The organism is Sphingomicrobium clamense, from assembly GCF_019264355.1.
Lineage (GTDB): Bacteria > Pseudomonadota > Alphaproteobacteria > Sphingomonadales > Sphingomonadaceae > Sphingomicrobium > Sphingomicrobium clamense.
In genome coordinates this window covers 2,073,757-2,092,036 of the sequence record NZ_JAHVAH010000001.1, presented here as the reverse complement: position 1 = coordinate 2,092,036, position 18,280 = coordinate 2,073,757, and the positions used below count along the sequence as shown (strand labels likewise).

The 18,280-nt window shown below is 65.0% G+C and carries 19 protein-coding genes and 1 pseudogene; 10 read left to right on the top strand and 10 right to left on the bottom strand.

The window, feature by feature from the left end; translation table 11 throughout:
* Window positions 1-10 precede the first annotated feature (10 nt).
* The 3 genes from KTQ36_RS10705 to KTQ36_RS10695 all read right to left on the bottom strand — a co-directional run bounded on the left by KTQ36_RS10705 (window position 11) and on the right by KTQ36_RS10695 (window position 2,503).
* Window positions 11-598 (bottom strand): L,D-transpeptidase family protein, encoded by a 588-nt coding sequence (locus KTQ36_RS10705; protein ID WP_218633641.1) that lies wholly within the window; start codon window positions 596-598, stop codon window positions 11-13.
* A 100-nt stretch (window positions 599-698) separates the two neighbouring features.
* Window positions 699-1,877, bottom strand: a complete 1,179-nt coding sequence (locus tag KTQ36_RS10700; RefSeq protein WP_218633640.1) for an LL-diaminopimelate aminotransferase — start codon at window positions 1,875-1,877, stop codon at window positions 699-701.
* A 5-nt stretch (window positions 1,878-1,882) separates the two neighbouring features.
* Window positions 1,883-2,503, bottom strand: coding sequence for a trimeric intracellular cation channel family protein (locus KTQ36_RS10695; RefSeq protein ID WP_218633639.1), 621 nt, complete (start codon window positions 2,501-2,503; stop codon window positions 1,883-1,885).
* A gap of 128 nt (window positions 2,504-2,631) precedes the next feature.
* On the opposite strand from KTQ36_RS10695, the gene KTQ36_RS10690 reads away from it, so the two are divergent.
* Entirely contained in the window at window positions 2,632-4,320 is a 1,689-nt protein-coding gene (locus KTQ36_RS10690; protein WP_255554565.1) for a PHA/PHB synthase family protein, read from the top strand.
* Here the strand turns inward: KTQ36_RS10690 and KTQ36_RS10685 are convergent, their stop codons facing one another.
* From KTQ36_RS10685 to rarD, 4 genes and pseudogenes are all read right to left on the bottom strand, one after another.
* Complete coding sequence (locus tag KTQ36_RS10685; RefSeq protein ID WP_218633637.1) at window positions 4,321-4,521, bottom strand: hypothetical protein; 201 nt, start codon at window positions 4,519-4,521, stop codon at window positions 4,321-4,323. It lies immediately after the preceding gene.
* Window positions 4,521-5,087 (bottom strand): YdeI/OmpD-associated family protein, encoded by a 567-nt coding sequence (locus KTQ36_RS10680; protein WP_345777718.1) that lies wholly within the window; start codon window positions 5,085-5,087, stop codon window positions 4,521-4,523. The genes KTQ36_RS10685 and KTQ36_RS10680 overlap by 1 nt, the downstream gene beginning before the upstream one ends.
* 14 nt (window positions 5,088-5,101) lie before the next feature.
* Entirely contained in the window at window positions 5,102-5,323 is a 222-nt protein-coding gene (locus KTQ36_RS10675; protein WP_218633636.1) for a hypothetical protein, read from the bottom strand.
* A gap of 136 nt (window positions 5,324-5,459) precedes the next feature.
* A pseudogene (gene rarD, locus KTQ36_RS10670) lies at window positions 5,460-6,251 on the bottom strand (EamA family transporter RarD); the annotation flags it as partial.
* Between the two features lie 108 nt (window positions 6,252-6,359).
* On the opposite strand from rarD, the gene KTQ36_RS10665 reads away from it, so the two are divergent.
* The 6 genes from KTQ36_RS10665 to KTQ36_RS10640 are packed head-to-tail and all read left to right on the top strand — an operon-like array spanning window position 6,360 to window position 10,130.
* A complete protein-coding gene (locus KTQ36_RS10665) occupies window positions 6,360-7,046 on the top strand; it encodes a DUF4893 domain-containing protein (RefSeq protein WP_218633634.1) in 687 nt (228 codons plus the stop codon).
* Window positions 7,043-7,396, top strand: coding sequence for a ribose-phosphate pyrophosphokinase (locus tag KTQ36_RS10660; RefSeq protein ID WP_218633633.1), 354 nt, complete (start codon window positions 7,043-7,045; stop codon window positions 7,394-7,396). The genes KTQ36_RS10665 and KTQ36_RS10660 overlap by 4 nt, the downstream gene beginning before the upstream one ends.
* Before the next feature lie 10 nt (window positions 7,397-7,406).
* Window positions 7,407-8,567: an RluA family pseudouridine synthase gene (locus KTQ36_RS10655; RefSeq protein ID WP_218633632.1), complete on the top strand. Its 1,161-nt coding sequence runs from the start codon at window positions 7,407-7,409 to the stop codon at window positions 8,565-8,567.
* Window positions 8,564-9,220 (top strand): HAD-IA family hydrolase, encoded by a 657-nt coding sequence (locus tag KTQ36_RS10650; RefSeq protein ID WP_218633631.1) that lies wholly within the window; start codon window positions 8,564-8,566, stop codon window positions 9,218-9,220. The genes KTQ36_RS10655 and KTQ36_RS10650 overlap by 4 nt, the downstream gene beginning before the upstream one ends.
* Window positions 9,217-9,444: a hypothetical protein gene (locus KTQ36_RS10645; RefSeq protein ID WP_218633630.1), complete on the top strand. Its 228-nt coding sequence runs from the start codon at window positions 9,217-9,219 to the stop codon at window positions 9,442-9,444. The genes KTQ36_RS10650 and KTQ36_RS10645 overlap by 4 nt, the downstream gene beginning before the upstream one ends.
* The gene (locus tag KTQ36_RS10640; RefSeq protein ID WP_218633629.1) at window positions 9,441-10,130 is read left to right on the top strand and encodes an ATP12 family chaperone protein; all 690 of its coding nucleotides are present in this window, start codon (window positions 9,441-9,443) and stop codon (window positions 10,128-10,130) included. The genes KTQ36_RS10645 and KTQ36_RS10640 overlap by 4 nt, the downstream gene beginning before the upstream one ends.
* Here KTQ36_RS10640 and gmk read toward each other — a convergent pair.
* Window positions 10,127-10,765, bottom strand: a complete 639-nt coding sequence (gmk, locus tag KTQ36_RS10635) for a guanylate kinase (RefSeq protein ID WP_255554562.1) — start codon at window positions 10,763-10,765, stop codon at window positions 10,127-10,129. The two genes, KTQ36_RS10640 and gmk, sit on opposite strands and share 4 nt — an antisense overlap.
* 145 nt (window positions 10,766-10,910) lie before the next feature.
* On the opposite strand from gmk, the gene KTQ36_RS10630 reads away from it, so the two are divergent.
* From KTQ36_RS10630 to murA, 3 genes are all read left to right on the top strand, one after another.
* Entirely contained in the window at window positions 10,911-11,630 is a 720-nt protein-coding gene (locus tag KTQ36_RS10630; RefSeq protein WP_218633627.1) for a phasin family protein, read from the top strand.
* Between the two features lie 158 nt (window positions 11,631-11,788).
* Entirely contained in the window at window positions 11,789-12,139 is a 351-nt protein-coding gene (clpS, locus tag KTQ36_RS10625; RefSeq protein WP_218633626.1) for an ATP-dependent Clp protease adapter ClpS, read from the top strand.
* Window positions 12,140-12,177: 38 nt separating this feature from the next.
* Window positions 12,178-13,461 carry a UDP-N-acetylglucosamine 1-carboxyvinyltransferase gene (murA, locus tag KTQ36_RS10620; protein ID WP_218633625.1) on the top strand — a complete coding sequence of 428 codons (1,284 nt, stop codon included), beginning with the start codon at window positions 12,178-12,180 and terminating at the stop codon, window positions 13,459-13,461.
* Between the two features lie 87 nt (window positions 13,462-13,548).
* Here the strand turns inward: murA and KTQ36_RS10615 are convergent, their stop codons facing one another.
* Both KTQ36_RS10615 and KTQ36_RS10610 read right to left on the bottom strand, forming a co-directional pair.
* Entirely contained in the window at window positions 13,549-14,814 is a 1,266-nt protein-coding gene (locus KTQ36_RS10615; RefSeq protein WP_255554559.1) for a DUF445 domain-containing protein, read from the bottom strand.
* Between the two features lie 27 nt (window positions 14,815-14,841).
* The gene (locus KTQ36_RS10610) at window positions 14,842-18,276 is read right to left on the bottom strand and encodes an efflux RND transporter permease subunit (RefSeq protein ID WP_218633624.1); all 3,435 of its coding nucleotides are present in this window, start codon (window positions 18,274-18,276) and stop codon (window positions 14,842-14,844) included.
* Window positions 18,277-18,280: the final 4 nt, after the last annotated feature.

Sequence of the window (18,280 nt, the reverse complement as noted above, 5' to 3'; positions counted from 1 at the left end):
GCGCGGCGCGCTAGCCTTCGACGACGACCTCGGTGCCGATCTTGGTCAGCGCGAACAGCTTGGCGGCATATTCCTCGGGCAAGCGGATGCAGCCGTGGCTGGCGGGATAGCCCGGATTGTGCCCGCCGTGCAGCCCGATCCCAAAGCGGTCCATGCGCTGGAAATAGGGCATGGGCGCATTGTCATATTTGCGGCTGCGATATTTCTTGTGCTTCGAGAGGATCGGCCAGAAACCCAGCTGGGTCTCCTTGCCCGCTTTGCCCGTCGAAACCGAGGTCGCGCCGACCAGCGTGTCGCCGACATAAGCGAAGCTCATCTGCGTCTTGAGATCGACGATGACGCGCGGCTCGCCCTCGGTCGGGAGCTCGTCGGCCCAGCGAAATTCGTTGGGGCCGAGCTCGGTGATGCCGAAGGTCGCTTTCATCGCCTCGATCGCCTCGGGTCCGTGACCGTGGCTCCAGCGATACCCCTCGGGCATCACGAACCCCTTGGGCTTTTCGGGCACGACTTCGACGATTTCGGGCGCGGGCGCCGGCGCGGTGGTGCAGGCACCGATGGCAAGCGCGCCGAGCGCGACGAGGGAGAGGCGGCGAATCATGTTGGTTTCCAAGCAATTGTTCCCGTTTCAGGCTTAGCGCAGCCTCTAGTTAACGGCGCGTCGGCTCGTCAAGCTACGCCGCTCGGTTCGGCGATAACGGTTAACCCTTGTCGAGCATCGCCTTGATGCCGCGTGCGGCCTGGCGGATGCGTTGCTCGTTCTCGACGAGGGCGAGGCGGACATAGCCTTCGCCTTCCTCGCCAAAGCCGATGCCGGGTGCGACGGCGACGCCGGCCTCGGTGATCAGCCGCTTGGCGAATGCCATGCTGCCCATGTCGCGATAGGGTTCGGGGATGGGCGCCCAGACGAACATCGAGGCGGCGGGCGGGGGGACGTCCCAGCCCGCGCGGCCGAAGGCTTCGACCATCACGTCGCGGCGTGCCTTGTAGAGCTGCCGGTTGGCCTCGACACAGTCCTGCGGGCCGTTCAGCGCGGCGACCGCGGCGGCCTGGATCGGGGTGAAGGCGCCATAATCGAGATAGGATTTCACGCGCTTCAGGGCGCCGATCATCTTCGCATTGCCGACCGCGAACCCCATGCGCCAGCCGGCCATCGAATAGGTCTTGGACAGCGAGGTGAATTCGACCGCGATATCCTTCGCGCCCTCGACCTGGAGCAGCGAGGGGGTCGGATTGCCGTCGAAATAGATTTCCGAATAGGCAAGGTCGGAGATGATGGTGAGCCCGGCCTCCTTCGCGAACGCGACCAACTGTTCGTAGAAAGCGAGGTCGGCGGTGTAGGCGGTCGGGTTGGACGGGTAGCCGACGACCAGCACCTTGGGGCGCGGCACGGTGTAGCGCATCGCCAGTTCGAGCTTCTCGAAGAAGAGCGGGCCGGGCGCGGCGGGGATCGAACGGATCGCGGCGCCCGCGATGATGAAGCCGAAATGGTGGATCGGGTAGCTGGGGTTGGGGGTCAGCGCGACATCGCCCGGCGCGGTGATCGCCTGCGCAAGGTTTGCGAAGCCTTCCTTCGAGCCGAGCGTGACGCAGACCTCGGTTTCGGGATCGAGCTCGACTCCGAAACGGCGCTGGTAATAGTCGGCCTTGGCCTTGCGCAGCCCCTTGATCCCCGCGCTGGCGCTGTAGCGGTGGGCGGTCGGGCTGTGCGCGACTTCGCAGAGCTTTTCGATGACATGCTCGGGCGGCTTGCCGTCCGGATTGCCCATGCCGAGGTCGATAATGTCCTTGCCCTCCGCTCGCGCGGCGGCCTTCATCGCGTTCACCTCGGCGAAGACGTAAGGCGGGAGACGGCGGATGCGGTAATAGTCGTCGGACACCGGGGTCAGCCCTTGTAGCTGGGAAGCGAGAGGCCGCGCACGATCGCGGCGGCGCGGAGCGAGAAGCCGAGCAGCCCCGCGACCAGGGCAGCGAGCAGCGGCGGCGCGCCGAACATGACGAGCGTGACGTAGAGCGCCGAGGCGAGCGCGGCGGCGGTCACGTAGAGCTCGGGGCGCATGAGGATGGAGGGTTCGCCCGCAAGCACGTCGCGGATGATCCCGCCGACGCAGGCGGTCATCACGCCCATCGCGAGGGCGGGGACAGGGGCGACGTCGTAGCGCAGTGCCTTGGCCGCGCCGTAGACCGAGTAGGCAGCGAGCCCGATCGCGTCGAACCAGAGGATCGCACGCTCGGCGAGGCGCGCCTTGCTGAAGATCCACACGAGCAGCGCGCAGGCGACGCACACGAGCAGGGTCATGTTGTGGTTCACCCAGAAAACGGGCGCGCCGATCATCAGGTCGCGCAGCGTTCCGCCGCCGACCCCGGTGATGACCGCGAAAAAGATGAAGGTGACGAGCGTCTGCTTCTTTTCGGCCGCGACCAGGGCGCCCGAAATCGCGAACACGGCGATGCCGAGATAATCGAGCGCGACCAGCGGGCCGGGAGGGATGATGGCGGCGTCCATGTTTCGTTCGTTCGTCCTGAGCCTGTCGAAGGAGCGTTTTTCCTGTTAGGTGCGCTTTGAAGCAAGGACGGTCCTTCGACAAGCTCAAGACGAACGTGTGTATGGCTGACAGCAACGATTTCACCGACATGGCTCAGATAATGGGCAAGGCGCAGCAGGCGTGGATGAAGGCCTGGGCCGAGCAGTTCAACGAGAGCGCCAAGGCGCCGGGACTGGGCGCGGTGCCGCCCACCGCTGCCGATGCCGACCCGATGGAGTGGATGCAGGCGGGGGCGCAGGCCTGGGCCAAGGGGCTCGACGCGTGGCGCGACATGCTGTCCGACTACGAGGCGGCGGGGCAGGCCAAGGATCGCCGCTTTGCCGACCCGCAATGGGAGGAAAATCCGGCTTTTGCGGCGATGAAGGCGCATTATCTGGCGCTGTCGAAGGGCATGCTGGAGACGGTCGAGAAGATTGAGGGGCTGGACGAGGAACAGCGCGAACAGCTGCGCTTTTCGACCCGCGAATTCGTCGACGCGATGAGCCCGGCCAACTTCCCGCTAACCAACCCGCAGGTGATCGCCGAGGCGGTCGAGACGCAGGGCGAAAGCCTGGCGCATGGCATGGCGAACCTGCTGGGCGACATCGCCAAGGGGCAGATCACGCAAAGCCCCGAGGGTGCGTTCGAGCTGGGGCGCAACCTGGCGACGACGCCGGGCAAGGTGGTGTTCGAGACGCCGCTCTACCAGCTGATCCATTATGCGCCGACTACCGAGAAGGTGCTGAAGACGCCGCTGGTTATCTTCCCGCCGTGGATCAACCGATTCTATATCCTCGACCTGACGCCCGAGAAGAGCTTCGTGCGCTGGGCGGTGGAGCAGGGGGTGAGCCTGTTCATGGTGAGCTGGAAATCGGCGGACGAGAGCATCGCCGACATCACGATGGACGATTATGTCGGCGCGCAGGAAGAGGCGATCGACGTGGTGTGCGACCTGCTCGAGGTGAAGCAGGCGCACACGATCGGATATTGCGTGGCGGGCAGCGTGCTGGCGATGACGCTGGCGATGCTTGCGGCCAAAGGAGAGGCGGACAAGGTGGCGAGCGCGACCCTGTTCACCGCGCAGATCGATTTTAGCGAGGCGGGCGACCTCCAGCTGTTCACCGGCGACGATACGATGGCGACGCTCGAGCAGCTGACCGCGGACACGGGCGTGCTCGACGGGCGCGTGCTGGCGGCGACCTTCAACATGCTGCGCGGGCGCGATCTGGTGTGGAGCTATGTCGTCAACAATTACTGGATGGGCAAGGATCCGCGGCCGTTCGACCTGCTCCACTGGAACGGGGACGTGACCAACCTGCCGGGCGCATGGCATCGCGACTATCTCGACCGGCTTTACCGCAAGAATTTGATGGTCGAGCCGGGAGCGATCTCTGTGCTGGGGCATCCGGTCGACCTGACTGCGATCGAGACGCCGCTCTACATCCAGGCGGGTGAGCAGGATCATATCGCGCCGGCCGCGAGCGTGTGGAAATGGATGGACCATGCGCGCGGCGAGAAGCGCTTCGTGCTGGCTGGTTCGGGGCATATTGCGGGGGTGGTGAACCCGCCCTCGGCTAAGAAATATCATTATAGCGTGCTCGAGAAGGGCGAAGCGGGGAGCCTTGAGGAGTTTCGCGAGAAGGCGACGCGGCGCGAAGGAAGCTGGTGGCCCGACTGGATCGAATGGCTCAAGGGAATCGACGACGAGACGGTCGACGCCAAGGGCGCGCGTGTGCCCGGCAAGGGCAAGCTGAAGCCGATCGAGGATGCGCCGGGGCGCTACGTCAAGACGCGCTGACTAGTCGGCGAGCAATTCGCGGATCGCGCCGTTGACGAGGATGTTACGCGCGCCGCAGCCGGGGGCGCGGGCGATCGTGTCGCACAGCGCGCGGCGGGTCTCGAGGTCGAGCGCGCGATAGGTCGCGGCGGCGCGCGGGTTCATCGCCAGCGCCTGCGCGAAAATGTCGGGAATCTTCTCTTCGGGGGAAAGCGCGTTCATCAGCAGTCCTGATATTTCCAGTTTCGTTTCTTGCCCTCGGCGAGCCATTCGACCGCCTGCGCGATGCGCTTGTCGCGGGTGGCGTCGCGCTTGGCGTCGTTGACCCAGTCGCAATATTCGCGCCGCGCGCCGGGGGGAAAGCCCTCGTAAACCGCTTTGGCCTTAGGCGCCTTGTCGAGCGCGGCCGCGAAATCGGGGTGCAGTTTTTCGGGCTTGGGGTTCGCCTTTTTCTTGGGCGGGGTGGTCGTGAGGTCGAGCGCAGCGACGATCAGCGCATCGAGCGCGTCGTCATCGGGCAGGTCGTCGAGCGTCGCGATCTTGCCGAGCTGCCCCATGGCGCCGTCCAATGCCTTGTCACCGAGCAATTCCTGCCCGCGCCAGAAATTGACCGCGACGTGGGCCTTGAAGGCCGCCATGATGAACAGGATCTGCCCGTTGGCGACGAACGCCGGTGCGCCCCACTTGATATCCTCGGCAGCCTCGGGCGCGGCGGCGTGCGCGCGTTCGCGCAGGTGGACGAGGATGGGCCTCGCGAAATCGGCGGACTTCGCGAGATAGGCGTCGATCCGCGGGTCGGGCGTCAGATGACGCCGCCGCCGATCATCAGCCGCACGGCCATGATCGCAAGCACGATAAGGTTGAGGTTACGCCCCTTGTCGCTCGACGACAGTTGGCCGAGCACCGCGCCGATGACCGGCACGATCAGCCAGATCCAGTTGGTCCAGCCAAGCAGGGGAACAAGGCCGATGACGGCAAGCACAGCGCCGATCAGGCCGATGATGATGGAGATGATGTTCAGCATGACCTGAATATGGTGGCGAAGCGGGTGTTTTGCAAGGCTAAGACGCCCGCCGATCCTCGCGTACCAGCCCGCCGATATAGAGGATCATCGCCAGCCAGATCGCGGCGAAGGCGAACATGCGCACGGGCGTGAACGCCTCGCCGAACAGCAGCACGCCCAGGAAGAACTGGATGGTCGGCGCGATGAACTGGAGGATGCCGACGGTGGAGTAAGGCAGGCGGCGCGCGCCCTCGGTGAACAGCAGCAAGGGCAAGGCAGTGACCGCGCCCGAGGCGAGCAGCAGCCACATGTGCAGGTCGCTTGGGCCGAAGAGCGGCATCGCCGGGTCCTTGTAGAGCGCGAGCCAGAGCAGGAAGAGCGGCGAAAGGAGGACGGTCTCGACGAACAAGCCGGGGGCCGAGCCGACCGCGACCTGTTTCCGAAGATAACCGTAAAAGGCGAAGCTGAAGGCGAGGCTGAGCGTGATCCAGAGGTCGCCGAGCGCGCCGAAGGCGAGTGCCGCGACGCCCACCGCCGCAATGCCGAGCGCCGCCCATTGCAGGCGATTGAGGCGTTCGGCCAGCAGGAAGCGGCCGATCAGGATGTTGAACAGCGGGTTGAGATAATAGCCGAGGCTGGTGGCGAGCACGCGTCCGCCATTCACACCGACGACGTAAATTACCCAGTTGATCGCGATCAGCACGGCGCTGGCTAGCAGCGTCAGCATGACCCGGCGGTTCGACAGCGCCGCCTTGACCTCGTGCCAGCGGCTCATGCCCCAGATGAGCAGCGCAAGCGTCGGCACAGCGATGACGACGCGGAACGAGACGATATGCATCGATTCGACCGGGATCAGTGCCTTGAAGAACAAGGGGATGACGCCCCACAGCCCGAAGGCGGCGAGCGCGCAGGCATAGCCGATGCGGCGCGACGGGTCGGGGCTGGTCATCGGCGAAGCGCTGCTGTCCCAAGGCGGGAAAGTCAATCGCGCTCTTGAACTGCGGCTCCATTCGTGGGTTTGTTAGGGACGATGACCCGGACCGATCATCAGGGGGGAATGCGATTCTCTCACGTGGCGTGCCTGCTGTGCGGGATGGCGTTTCTTGGCGGTTGCGCGCCATTTTTCGAGGATCTCGGCTATGTCCGCGCCGGCGCGCCGGTGGTGACGGTCGAGGCCGACGACCCGGTGCCCGAGAATGATGGCTGGGACGCGATCGTGTCGGTCGAGGATCGTGAGCGGCTTTCCAATGTCGGCGACGCCTGGGACGTGGGGTTGGCGGTCGCGCGGCAAAACAGCTTCACCTCGGCCATCGAGAATGAGGGCGAATTGCTCAATCCGGGCGCAGCGCTGCCGCGGGTCACGCCGACGCCGGGCAGCTATCGGTGTCGACTGGTCAAACTGGGCGCGGCGGAAGCGGGCGACCCCGAGTTCATCGCCTATCAACCCTTCTTCTGCTACATCGAATTTGAGGACGAAAACTTCACCATCGTGAAGCAGACGGGCACGCAGCGCCCCTCGGGTCGTCTCTATCCGCTCGATGACGAAGCGCTCGTATTCCTTGGCAGCCTGTCGCTTGGCAACGAGCGCGATCCCGTAGCCTATGGCGACGATCCGACCCGCGACATGGCGGGGCGGTTCGAGCGGATCGGTCCGTTCCGCTGGCGGCTGGTCATTCCCTATCCACGTAATGGCGGGACGCTCGACATTTTCGAGCTGACGCCGACCATCGACCAGCCCGAATGAGCGACTTGTGGGACGCCGCCGACGTGCGCGCGCATCTCGTGGGCGCGGCGCAGGCCGGCCAGTCGGTGACCTACTCCGAAATCCTCAACAATCTGGGCTACGCCTTTTCGCGGCCCAAGATGCGCGCTTTGTGCGCGACACTCGGCGATGTCGATGCCGAGGCACGAGGGCGCGGCGAGCCGGAGATGGCGGTACTAGTGGTGCGCGCGTCAGATGGGCTGCCGGGACAGGGCTGGTGGGTGTCGACCGACCTGCGGGGCTATAAAGGGCCGTGGGAAGGACCGCGTGCGCAGAAATTCATCGCCGGGCTGCAGCAGGAAGTTTTCGACTATTGGAGCGCGGATCGCTAAGGCGCCCCGCATGGCCAAGCCCGATACCAATAATGTCAGCAGCTACACCGTGTCCGCAGAGGATGACGGCATCCGCGTGGATCGCTGGTTCAAGCGTCACCTTCCGCAGATCGCCTTCGGGGCGATTTCGCGCTGGGCGCGAACCGGCCAGCTGCGCGTCGATGGCGGTCGTGTGCAGCCGGGCGACCGGCTGGTGGCAGGCCAGGAAATCCGCGTGCCCCCGCTCGAAAGCGCGGTAACGGCCGACAAGAAAATGCGCGAGGAAGCGCCGCTGTCAGACGAGGAAGTGTCGGCGGTGCAGGACATGGTCGTCGCGAAGACGCCCGACGCCTTCGTGCTCAACAAGCCGCCGGGGCTCGCCACGCAGGGCGGGACCAAGACCACCAAGCATCTCGACAAGTTGCTGCCCGGGCTGGTCGAGGGCGCAGAAGGCCGGCCCAAGCTGGTCCACCGGCTCGACAAGGATACGAGCGGGGTGATCCTTGTCGCCCGCACCGCGAGTGCGGCGGCGCATTTCTCGCGCGCCTTCCAGGGGCGCACGGCGCGCAAGGTCTATTGGGCAATCGTCACCGGCATCCCCGAAGTGCATGGCGAGGAAGGGCTGATCGACCTGCCGCTGGCCAAGCAGCCCGGGACGGGCGGCGAGAAGATGCACGTCGACATGGAGAACGGGCAGAACGCCAAAACCAAGATCCGCGTGATCGATCGCGCAGGTACGCGCGCGGCATGGGTCGAGCTGCAACCGCTGACCGGACGCACGCACCAGCTGCGCGCGCATATGGCCGCGGTCGGCCATCCGATCGTCGGCGACGCCAAATATGGCGGGCCCGATGCGATGCTGACCGGCGGGATCAGCCGAAAGCTGCACCTGCACGCGCGGCGGCTGCGCATCGATGCGCCGGGCGGCAAGACGATCGACCGTAAGGCGGAATTGCCGCCGCATTTCGCCGAGACGCTGGCGACGCTGGGGTTCGAGGAGATGGACGGCGACAGCCTGCCGCTGAGCCTGCCCGACCCGACCCAGAGTTTGGAAGCCAAGGTCAAGCGCAAGAAGCAGTACGCCAAGAATTTCCGCAAGGAACGTAAGGGCGAGCGACGGGCGCGGGGCGGGCAGCCGACCAAGGGCAAGAAGCGTCCGGTGAAGCGCGGGAGTCCGAAGAAGAAACGATGATCAAGCTCGCGATTTTCGATTGCGACGGCACGCTGGTGGATAGCGGCGCGACGATCCACCGCGCGCTCGACATGGCGCTGACCGCGCACGGCCTTGCCTGTCCGCCGCCCGAGGAGTCGAAGAAGGTGATCGGTCTTTCGCTGGTCGAGGCGTTCGAGCGTCTGGTGCCGGGCGAAAACCATCATGCGCTGTCCGAAACCTACAAGCAGGCCTTCTTCGATATGCGCGGGCGCGGTGAGGTCGACGAGCCGCTCTACGAGGGCATCGATGCGTTGCTGGGTGCGCTGGAGGAGGATGGCTGGCTGCTCGGCGTGGCGACGGGCAAGAGTGACCGGGGCCTGCGCGCAGTTCTCGAGCATCATGGCTATGAGAAGAAGTTCGTGACGCTTCACACGGGCGACCGGCATCCGTCCAAGCCGCATCCCTCGATGGTGCTGGCAGGGATGGCCGATACTGGGGCGGAGCCGGCGCAGACCGTGCTGATCGGCGATACGAGTTACGACATGCAGATGGCGCGCAATGCGGGCGTAGGCGCGATCGGGGTCGAATGGGGCTATCATGCGCGCGGCGAACTGGCCGATGCGGGGGCGCACCATGTCGCCGAGACTGCGAACGATGTCATGGTCGCGGCGCAGGAATGGATCGCGCGATGAACGACGAAGAGCTCTGGAAGAAACGCTTCGCGGCGATGCAGGCCGTCCGCATCGGCGGGTTCCTGATCGCACTGGTCGGGCTGCTGGTCGCGCGGGGCGGGGTCATCACCGAGGATTCGTGGCCGGTGCTCGGCGCTTTCCTGATCGTGATGGGGCTGGGCGACTTCATCCTCAGCCCGAAAATCCTCAAGCGCATCTTCGACCAGCAGGACGGCAAGCGGTGAAGCGGTTCTGGAAGGAAGCCGCGGTCGAGCGGGTTGCGGACGGCTGGACGGTCAAGCTCGACGGGCGGGGTATCAAGACGCCGGCGCGCGCGGACCTGGTCGTGCCGAGCGAGGCGTTGGCGGCCGCGATTGCGGCGGAATGGGATGCGGTCGAGGAAGAGGTCGATCCCAAGGCGATGCCGATGACCGGCTTTGCCAATGCAGCGATCGACCGGATCGGGCCGGGGCGCGAGGCGTTTGCGGCGGATCTCGCCAAATATGGCGCGGGGGAGCTGTGCTGCTACCGCGCCGACTATCCCGATGCGCTGTGCGAGGTGCAATGCGCGGCGTGGGACCCGCTGCTCGACTGGGCGGCGAAGCGCTACGACGTGTCGTTCGAGACGACGAGCGGCATCATGCATGTCGACCAGCCCGAGGCGACGGTCGAGCGGCTCAAGGCGGCGGTGATGGCGCTCGATCCGTTCCGGCTTGCGGGGTTGTCGCCGATGGTGACGATCGGCGGCTCGCTGGTCGCGGCGCTGGCGGTGCTCGAGGGTGAAATCGACGCTGAGGCGGCGTGGGACGCGGTGGAGGTCGACAGTCTCCACCAGCGCGAGCAATGGGGCGCCGATGCCGAGGCGGAAGCACGTGACGAAGGGCGCAAGCGCGACTTTCTCGACGGCGCGCGGCTGCTCAGCCTGCTCTAATTGTTGGGACGCTCGACCAGCTGGCGGGTGAAGTCGGTGAGGTAGGGGCGGCGGTTGCGGCGCATCCGCTCGGCGGTCACGATCGCCTGCACTTCGGAGAGGCAGTCCTCCACCTGCTCGTTCACCAGCACATAATCATATTCGCCCCAGTGCCCGATTTCGCCCGCGGCGCGGCGCATGCGACCGGCGATGACGTCTTCGCTGTCGGTCTTGCGGTCGTGGAGGCGGCGCTCGAGCTCCTTCATCGAGGGGGGCAGGATGAAGATCGAGACGAGGTCGTTGCCGAAGGCGCTGCGCAGCTGCTGCGTGCCCTGCCAGTCGATGTCGAAGAGGATGTCGCGCCCGGCCTTGAGCGCTTCCTTGATCGGCTCTTTCGGGCTGCCGTAGCGATGGTCGAAGACATAGGCCCACTCGGCCAGCTCGCCCTCGTCGACGAGGTGCTGGAAGGCTTCGTCGGTGACGAAGTGATAGTCCTTGCCGTCCTCTTCGCCAGGGCGCGGCGCTCGCGTGGTGGCGGAAATCGACATGGTGATGGTGGGGTCGGCCTCCATCAGCTTTCGCGAGATCGTCGTCTTGCCCGCGCCCGAGGGCGAGGAAAGGACGATCAACAGGCCACGGCGCGAGGGGTTTTCCATGTCGAGGCTTTGCGGGCGACATGGTGATTCGTCAACCCCCATGGCAGAAAACTGCGGAATTCTGCTAATTGTGCGCTGCAACAAAAACCTTGAAATGGCTTGCTGCAATTGCTATGTTGCAACGCACAAGATGAGGAGCGAAAGCATGACCGACGAAACCAAAGGTTCGAAAGTGGAAAAGACCGAAGGCGACAAGCCCGAGGTCAAGGTCGAACCCGAAGTGAAGGCGGCAGTGCAGAAGGTCAATGCCGAAGCGACGGCCCCGAAGGCCAAGGCTCCGGTGAAGAAGAAGATTGCGAAGAAACCGGCGGCGAAGCGCGCCCCGGTGCAGAAGAAAATCAAGGCGAAGGCGCCGGCCCAGAAGGCCGCCCCGAGCCCCAAGAAGAAGGAAAATACCATGGGTAAGATGGACATCAACAACTGGTTCGCCGCGTTCGAACTGCCGACCGCCGACAAGGTGGAAGAGCTGGTCGCCGATGCGAACAAGAAGGGCGAAGAATTCATCGCCAAGTCGAAGTCGGCCACCGAAGAACTGGCCGAACTGACCAAGGCCAACATCGAAGCGATGGTCGAAGCGGGCAAGATTGCCACTGCCGGTGCCAAGCAGATCGGTGAAGAGCTGGTCGAAGACGGTCGCGACGGTTTCGAAAAGGCCTCGGAAGCCATGAAGGCGTTTGCCGAAGCCAAGAGCCCGGCCGAAGTCATGGAACTCCAGGCCAAGATGGTTCGCGAGAATGTCGACCACATGATCGCCGAAACCTCGGCCCTGACCGAACAGTGGGTCAAGCTGGCCGGTGAAGCGATGCAGCCGGTCTCGAACCGCGCGAGCCTCAACGCCGAGAAGATCAAGGCGTTCATGGCCTAACGCTTTAGCGTTTCGGTTTCCGCCGCGTATCCGGCGGGAGCCCGGTATCAGGAAGCGGTCGTCGTCCGGGGGGCGGCGGCCGCTTCTCTTTTTGAGACGGATCGGGAGCGCTCAAGGGTTGAAGAGCGTTCCCCCGATACCATAATGAGCACGAGCACATGACCGACTGGCGATTCTTGACTGGCGGCCCCACCGGCCCCGACGATATCGACGAGGCCGATACCGGCGTCGCGACCAAGACTCGTGCCAAGACCAAAAAGCCGAGCAATTACAAGGTACTGATGCTCAACGACGACTATACGCCGATGGAATTCGTCGTGATGGTCCTCCAGCGCTTCTTCAACATGGGCATCGAGGACGCGACCCGCGTCATGCTCCAGGTGCACCAGCAGGGCGTCGCGGTGTGCGGCGTGTTCACCTACGAAGTTGCCGAAACCAAGGTGCAGCAGGTGATGGACAGCGCCCGCGAGAACCAGCACCCGCTGCAATGTACACTGGAAAAGGCGTAAGCTTGCGCTTCTCGGGCTAGGCGTTACAGCCAGGCCCCATGGATTCTATCTGGGTACAGGGCGGCAAACGCCTCGAGGGCAAGATCCCCATTTCGGGAGCGAAGAACGCGGTTCTGACGCTCATTCCCTGCGCACTGCTGACCGAGGAGAAGCTGACGCTCGGCAATCTGCCTCGGCTCGCCGATGTCGACAGTTTTTCGCATCTCATGAACGAGCTGGGCGTCGCCACGGCGTTCGCGGGGCGCAAGGCTGGCGAGCATAGTCGCAAAATCACGCTCGATGCCTCCGAGATCGCCTCGACCGTCGCGCCCTACGAGCTGGTGCGCAAGATGCGCGCCTCGATATTGGTGCTTGGCCCGATGCTGGCGCGGATGGGCGAGAGCACGGTGTCGCTGCCCGGCGGCTGCGCGATCGGTGACCGACCCATCGACCTGCACTTGCGCGCGCTGGAAGCGATGGGCGCGGAGATCGAGCTGGCCGAAGGCTACGTCAAGGCGGTGGCGCCCAAGGGCAAGCTGCCCGGCGGCGAATATAGCTTCCCCGTCGTCTCGGTCGGCGCGACCGAGAATGCGGTGATGGCGGCGACGCTGTGCACCGGCGAGACCAACCTGTTCAACGCCGCGCGCGAACCCGAAATCGTCGACCTGTGCAATTGCCTCGTCGCGATGGGGGCCAAGATCGAGGGCATCGGCTCCTCGCACCTCAAGATTACGGGCGTCGAGGCGCTGCACGGGGCGGAATATGAGGTCATGCCCGACCGGATCGAGGCGGGCAGCTATGCCTGCGCGGCAGGCATCACCGGCGGCTCGATCGAGCTAGTCGGTGCGCGTGCGAAGGACATGCTGGCGATCACCAACGCGCTGGTCGCGACGGGCATGCTAACCGAATTCACCACCGATGGACTCAAGATCACCGCGACCGACAAGCTGCGTCCGCTGGCAGTATCGACCGCGCCCTATCCGGGCTTCCCGACCGACATGCAGGCGCAATTCATGTCGATGATGTGCATGGCCGACGGCGAAAGCTATTTCGAGGAAACCATCTTCGAAAACCGCTTCATGCACGTCCCCGAACTGCGCCGCATGGGCGCCAATATCGATACGCGCGCGCGCTCGGCGATCGTCCACGGCGTCGACAAGATGACGGGTGCCAAGGTGATGGCGACCGACCTACGCGCCTCGATGAGCCTGGTGCTTGCCGGACTGGTCGCGGAAGGCGAGACCGAAGTGCTGCGCGTCTATCACCTCGACCGTGGCTACGAGCGGCTGGAAGAGAAACTCGCGGGCGTGGGTGCGACGATCGAGAGACGTAGCGGCGGGTAAGGCATCTGGTCATCGCGAGCGAAGCGCGGCGATCTATAGCGGTGCGGTGGATTGCCGCGTCGCTGCGCTCCTCGCAATGACGAAGGATTAGAGCCCGACGACATCCAGCACATGGATACACACGCCCACTAACCCGCCGACCAGCGTTCCGTTGATGCGGATGTATTGGAGGTCGCGGCCGACAGCGGCTTCGAGGCGGTCGGTGATGGTGCGGGCGTCCCAGCTGCGCACCGTGTCGCTGACCAGCGTCACCATGTTGTGGCCGTAGGTCGAGGCCATGCCGACGACGGCGCGGCGCGCGAAGCGGTTGATGGCGGTCTTGAGCCGCGGATCGCTCTCGAGACTCTCGCCCATGCTGATCAGCACTTCGCCGAGCTTGCCCGCCATCGCCGCGTCGGGGTTGCGCGCGCCCTTGATGACGCCCTCGCGGAATTGCTGCCATATGCCGTCGAGCCATAGCGCGACGCTGTCATTCTCGATCAGCTGTAGTTTCCAGCCCTCGACTTTTTCGCGCAGCGCGGGGTCGGTCTGCAAGTCGTTGGCGATGTCCGCCATCTGTTGTTCGATGCGGATGCGCATCGGGTGGGCGGGGTCCGCCTCCATGTCGAGCGCGAGCTTGCGCAGTCCGTCCATGATGGCGTCGGCGAGTTTCTCGTCGAGACTGGCGACGCGCAGCACCCAGCTGACCCGGTCCTTGACCATCGCGCGGATGGTACTCTCGTTGGCGTCGAGCACGCGCGCGAGCCAGCGGATGCTCGCCTCGATGAGGGGCAAGTGGCGGTCTTCGTTGATCGCCTTGGCGAGCCCGCGGCCGATCAGCGGTGAGACCTCGGCCTTCTTGAGGCGTGAGGAAATCGCGCCCTTTACGATGCCGCCGAGCCTTTCGTCGTCGAGGCTTTCGGCGAGATCGGCGATCAGGCGGCTCGCGCCCTCGCGCATGCGGTTCTCTTCACCCTTGGGCGGGGTCTTGAGGAAGCGACCGGCAGCGCCGGCGAGGTCGAGCCGGTTCATCCGCCGCGCCACGACCTGGGGAATCAGGAAATTCTCGCGAATGAACTTGGCGAGCGTGTCGCCGATCCGGTCCTTGTTCTTGGGGATGATCGCGGTGTGCGGAATGGGCAGGCCGAGCGGGTGGCGGAACAGGGCGGTGACCGCGAACCAGTCGGCAAGCCCGCCGACCATCGCGGCCTCCGAGAAGGCCTTGGCCCAGCCGAGGACCGGATAGGTGTCGACATAAGCGCGCGCCGTGAAGAAGGCGACCGCCATCGCGACCAGGAGGCCGGTGGCGACCAGCTTCATCGACGCAGCGCCGGGCTGCGCCGGGTTGAAGCGGGAGAGTGCGGGCGTTGCCATCCTTACTCGAACGCGCGTGTCCGCAATTTATTCCGCAGGTAGCGGCGGATCGTTGGGTCCGGCGATCGGGCGCGGCGTCTCGTTGGCCGGGATGCGGCGCTGCCCGTCATCATTGACGAAGCGACCGAACTTCTTCGCGAGCTTCTTCTCCACGTCGATCGCCATGCTGAAATAGGCGGGGACGAGGAGGAGGGTGAGCACGGTCGAGAAGATCAGGCCGCCGATCACCGCATAGCCCATCGGCGCGCGCCAGCTGCTGTCGCCGTGGAGCGAGAGCGCGATCGGGATCATGCCCGCGACCATCGCGACCGTGGTCATCACGATCGGCTGCGCACGCTTGTGCCCGGCTTCGTAGATGGCTTCGTCCTTCTCCATGCCGTGGTTCATCATCTCGAGCGCGAAATCGACCAGCAGGATCGAGTTCTTGGCGACGATGCCGAGCAGCATCAGCAACCCGATGAAGACCGGGAGCGAGATGCTCATGCCCGCAAGGTGGAGCGCGAAGGCGGCACCGAGCGGGGCCAGCAGGAGCGAACCCATGTTGACGAAGGGCGCGAGGAAGCGGCGGTAGAGCAGGACGAGCACCGCGAACACCAGCATGACGCCGGCAAGGACTGCGATGACGAAGTTGCGGAGCAGTTCGGCCTGCCACTTCTGTTCGCCCAGTTCGAGCCGCTGCACGCCGCGCGGCAGGTTGGCGAGCGTGGGCAGTTCGTTGACGGTTTGCCAGCCGACGCCGACCGGGACATCGGGCGCAAGGTCTGCGCCGATCGCGATGCGGCGCATCTGGTCGGTGCGCTGGATCGTGGTCGGACCGGCGCCGAAGCCGATGTCGGCGACCGACTTGAGCGGCACCGAGCCGCCGTTGGCGGTCGGCACGGGCAGATTCAGGAGCGTGTCGATATCCTCGCGCTGTTCCTCGCTGAGCGAGACGCGGACCGGGATCTGGCGGTCGGAGAGCGAGAATTTGGCGCTGTTCTGCTCGATCTCGCCGATCGTCGCGATGCGTATGGTCTGCGACAGCGCGACCGTGGTGACGCCGAGATCGGCGGCGAGGTCGAAGCGCGGGGTGATCGTGATTTCGGGACGGATATCGTCGCCGACCACGCGCGGGCCGACGAGCTGCGTCGTGGCCGCCATTTCGTCGGCGATCTTGTAGGCGGTTTCCTCGAGAAGCTCGGGGTCGCTCGAGCCGAGATAGAAGGTGATCGCCTGCCCGGAGCCGCCCGGACCGCCGCCACCCTGCGACTGGAAGTTGACGCGCGCGTCGGGCACCTGCGCGAGCGCGGGGGCAAGCTCCTGCTCATATTCGAAGCTCGGGCGCGGGCGGTCGTCTTTCCAGATGACGTTGACGTTGCCGCTATTGGTGAAGATGCGCTGGAAGACATTCTCGACCTGCGGATGCTCGCCGACAATGGCGGCGACGCGCCCGGTGAGTTCGGCGGTCTGTTCGATCGTCGCGCCCGGCGGAAGGCCGATATTGACGGTCGACGTGTCGCGGTCTTCGCGCGGGCTGAACTGCATCGGCAGGGTCGCGAACAGGACGACGGTGAGCACCAGCGTGGTGATGCCGCCGCCGACCGCGGCCATGCGATGGTCCTTCAGGCGCGTGCGGAACTTGGTCCAGCGATATTGCGAGCGCGCGGCCCAGCCGTTGGTTTCGGTCCCGCGAAGCTTGGCGACGACGAGGCCGATTAGGATCGCGAGGATGCTGAAGACGCCCCACAGCAAGAGCGCGGTGAAGACGAAGGAGACGAGCGCCATCACGAGCGAGGGCGCCTCGGGCTGCATTTGCCCCATGACGGTCATCGCCAGTGCGACCACGCCAGCAATCGCGGCGGGGACGATGTGATATTTGGGCTTGCTCGGCGGCTCGACCAGGCCTTGGCGCGCAGCGACCATCTTGTCCTTGGACAGGGTCCAGCTCAGCACCTTGAGATACCACTGCATGAACTTGCCGTTGGCATGCTCCTGCTCGCCATGAGCCTTGAGGAAATAGGCCGCCATGAGCGGTGTAATCATTCGCGCGACGAACAGGCTCATGACCACCGCGAGCACGACGGTGTAGCCGAAGTTGCGGAAGAACTGGCCCGAAATGCCGGGCATCAGCGCCACGGGCAGGAACACCGCGACGATGGTCATGGTGGTCGCGAGCACGGCGAGGCCGATCTCGTCCGCGGCGTCGATCGACGCCTGGTAGGCGGATTTGCCCATGCGCATGTGGCGCACGATATTCTCGATCTCCACGATCGCGTCATCGACCAGCACCCCTGCCACCAACGCCAAGGCGAGGAGGCTGAGGAAGTTCAGGTTGATGCCCATCAGCTCCATGAAGAAGAAGGCGGGGATGGCCGAGAGCGGGATGGCCACCGCGGCGATGATCGTGGCGCGGAAATCGCGCAGGAAGAGGAAGACCACGAGCACCGCGAGCAGGGCGCCTTCGATCAGCGCCTGCATCGAGCTGGCGTACTGGACCTTGGTATATTTGACGTTGTTCGAGATTTCGATGAAGTCGACGCGCGGGTCGTCCTGCTCGATCTTCTCGAGTTCGACCCAGCCTTCCTCGTAAGACGTCACGTCGGACGCACCCTTGGCGCGGCTGAAGTTGAAGACGACCACTTCCTCGCCATTCATGCGGGCGTAGCTGGTCTGTTCGGACGCGCTGTCGCTGACCTCGGCAATGTCGCGCAGGCGCACGGTGCGGCCGAAGCCGGTCGAGATCTGCGTCTCGGCAAGCGCATTGGCGGTGGCGGCATTGCCGAGCACGCGGACCGACTGCTGCGAGCCGGCGATTTCGGTCCGGCCGCCGGCAGCGTTGATGTTGAGCTGGCGAAGCTGGTTGTTGACCGAGGCGGCGGTCAGGCCCTGCGCCTGCATCGCGGCGGGGTCGAGCACCACGCGAATTTCGCGGTCGACGCCGCCGAAGCGTCGGACCTCGGCAATCCCTTCGACGCCGAGCAGACGGCGGTTGACTTCATTGTCGATGAACCAGCTCAGTTCCTCGAGCGTCATGTCGGTGGTGCGCGCGGCGATGAAGGACAGGCTATCGTTCGAAATATCGACGCGGCTGACCCGCGGTTCGAGAATGCCCGAGGGCAGGCTGCCACGCACCTGGGCAATGGCGTCGCGCACGTCGTTCACGCCGCGGTCGGTATCGGTCCCGATTTCGAACTGCACAAACGTGCCCGAGCTGCCCTCGTTGACCGAGCTGTTGATCTCGTCGACGCCCTCGATCCCGCGCACGGCGGCTTCGACGCGCTGGGTGATCTGGGTCTCGATCTCCTCGGGTGCAGCACCCGGCTGGATGATCGTCACATAAGCGGCGGGAAAGTCGATGTCGGGATTGCCCGTGACTTCCATGCGCGCGAACGAGATGATGCCGGTGACCAGCAGGATCGTGAACAATACGATCGGCGGCACCGGGTTGCGGATGCTCCAGGCCGAGATATTGCGAAAGTTCATGGGA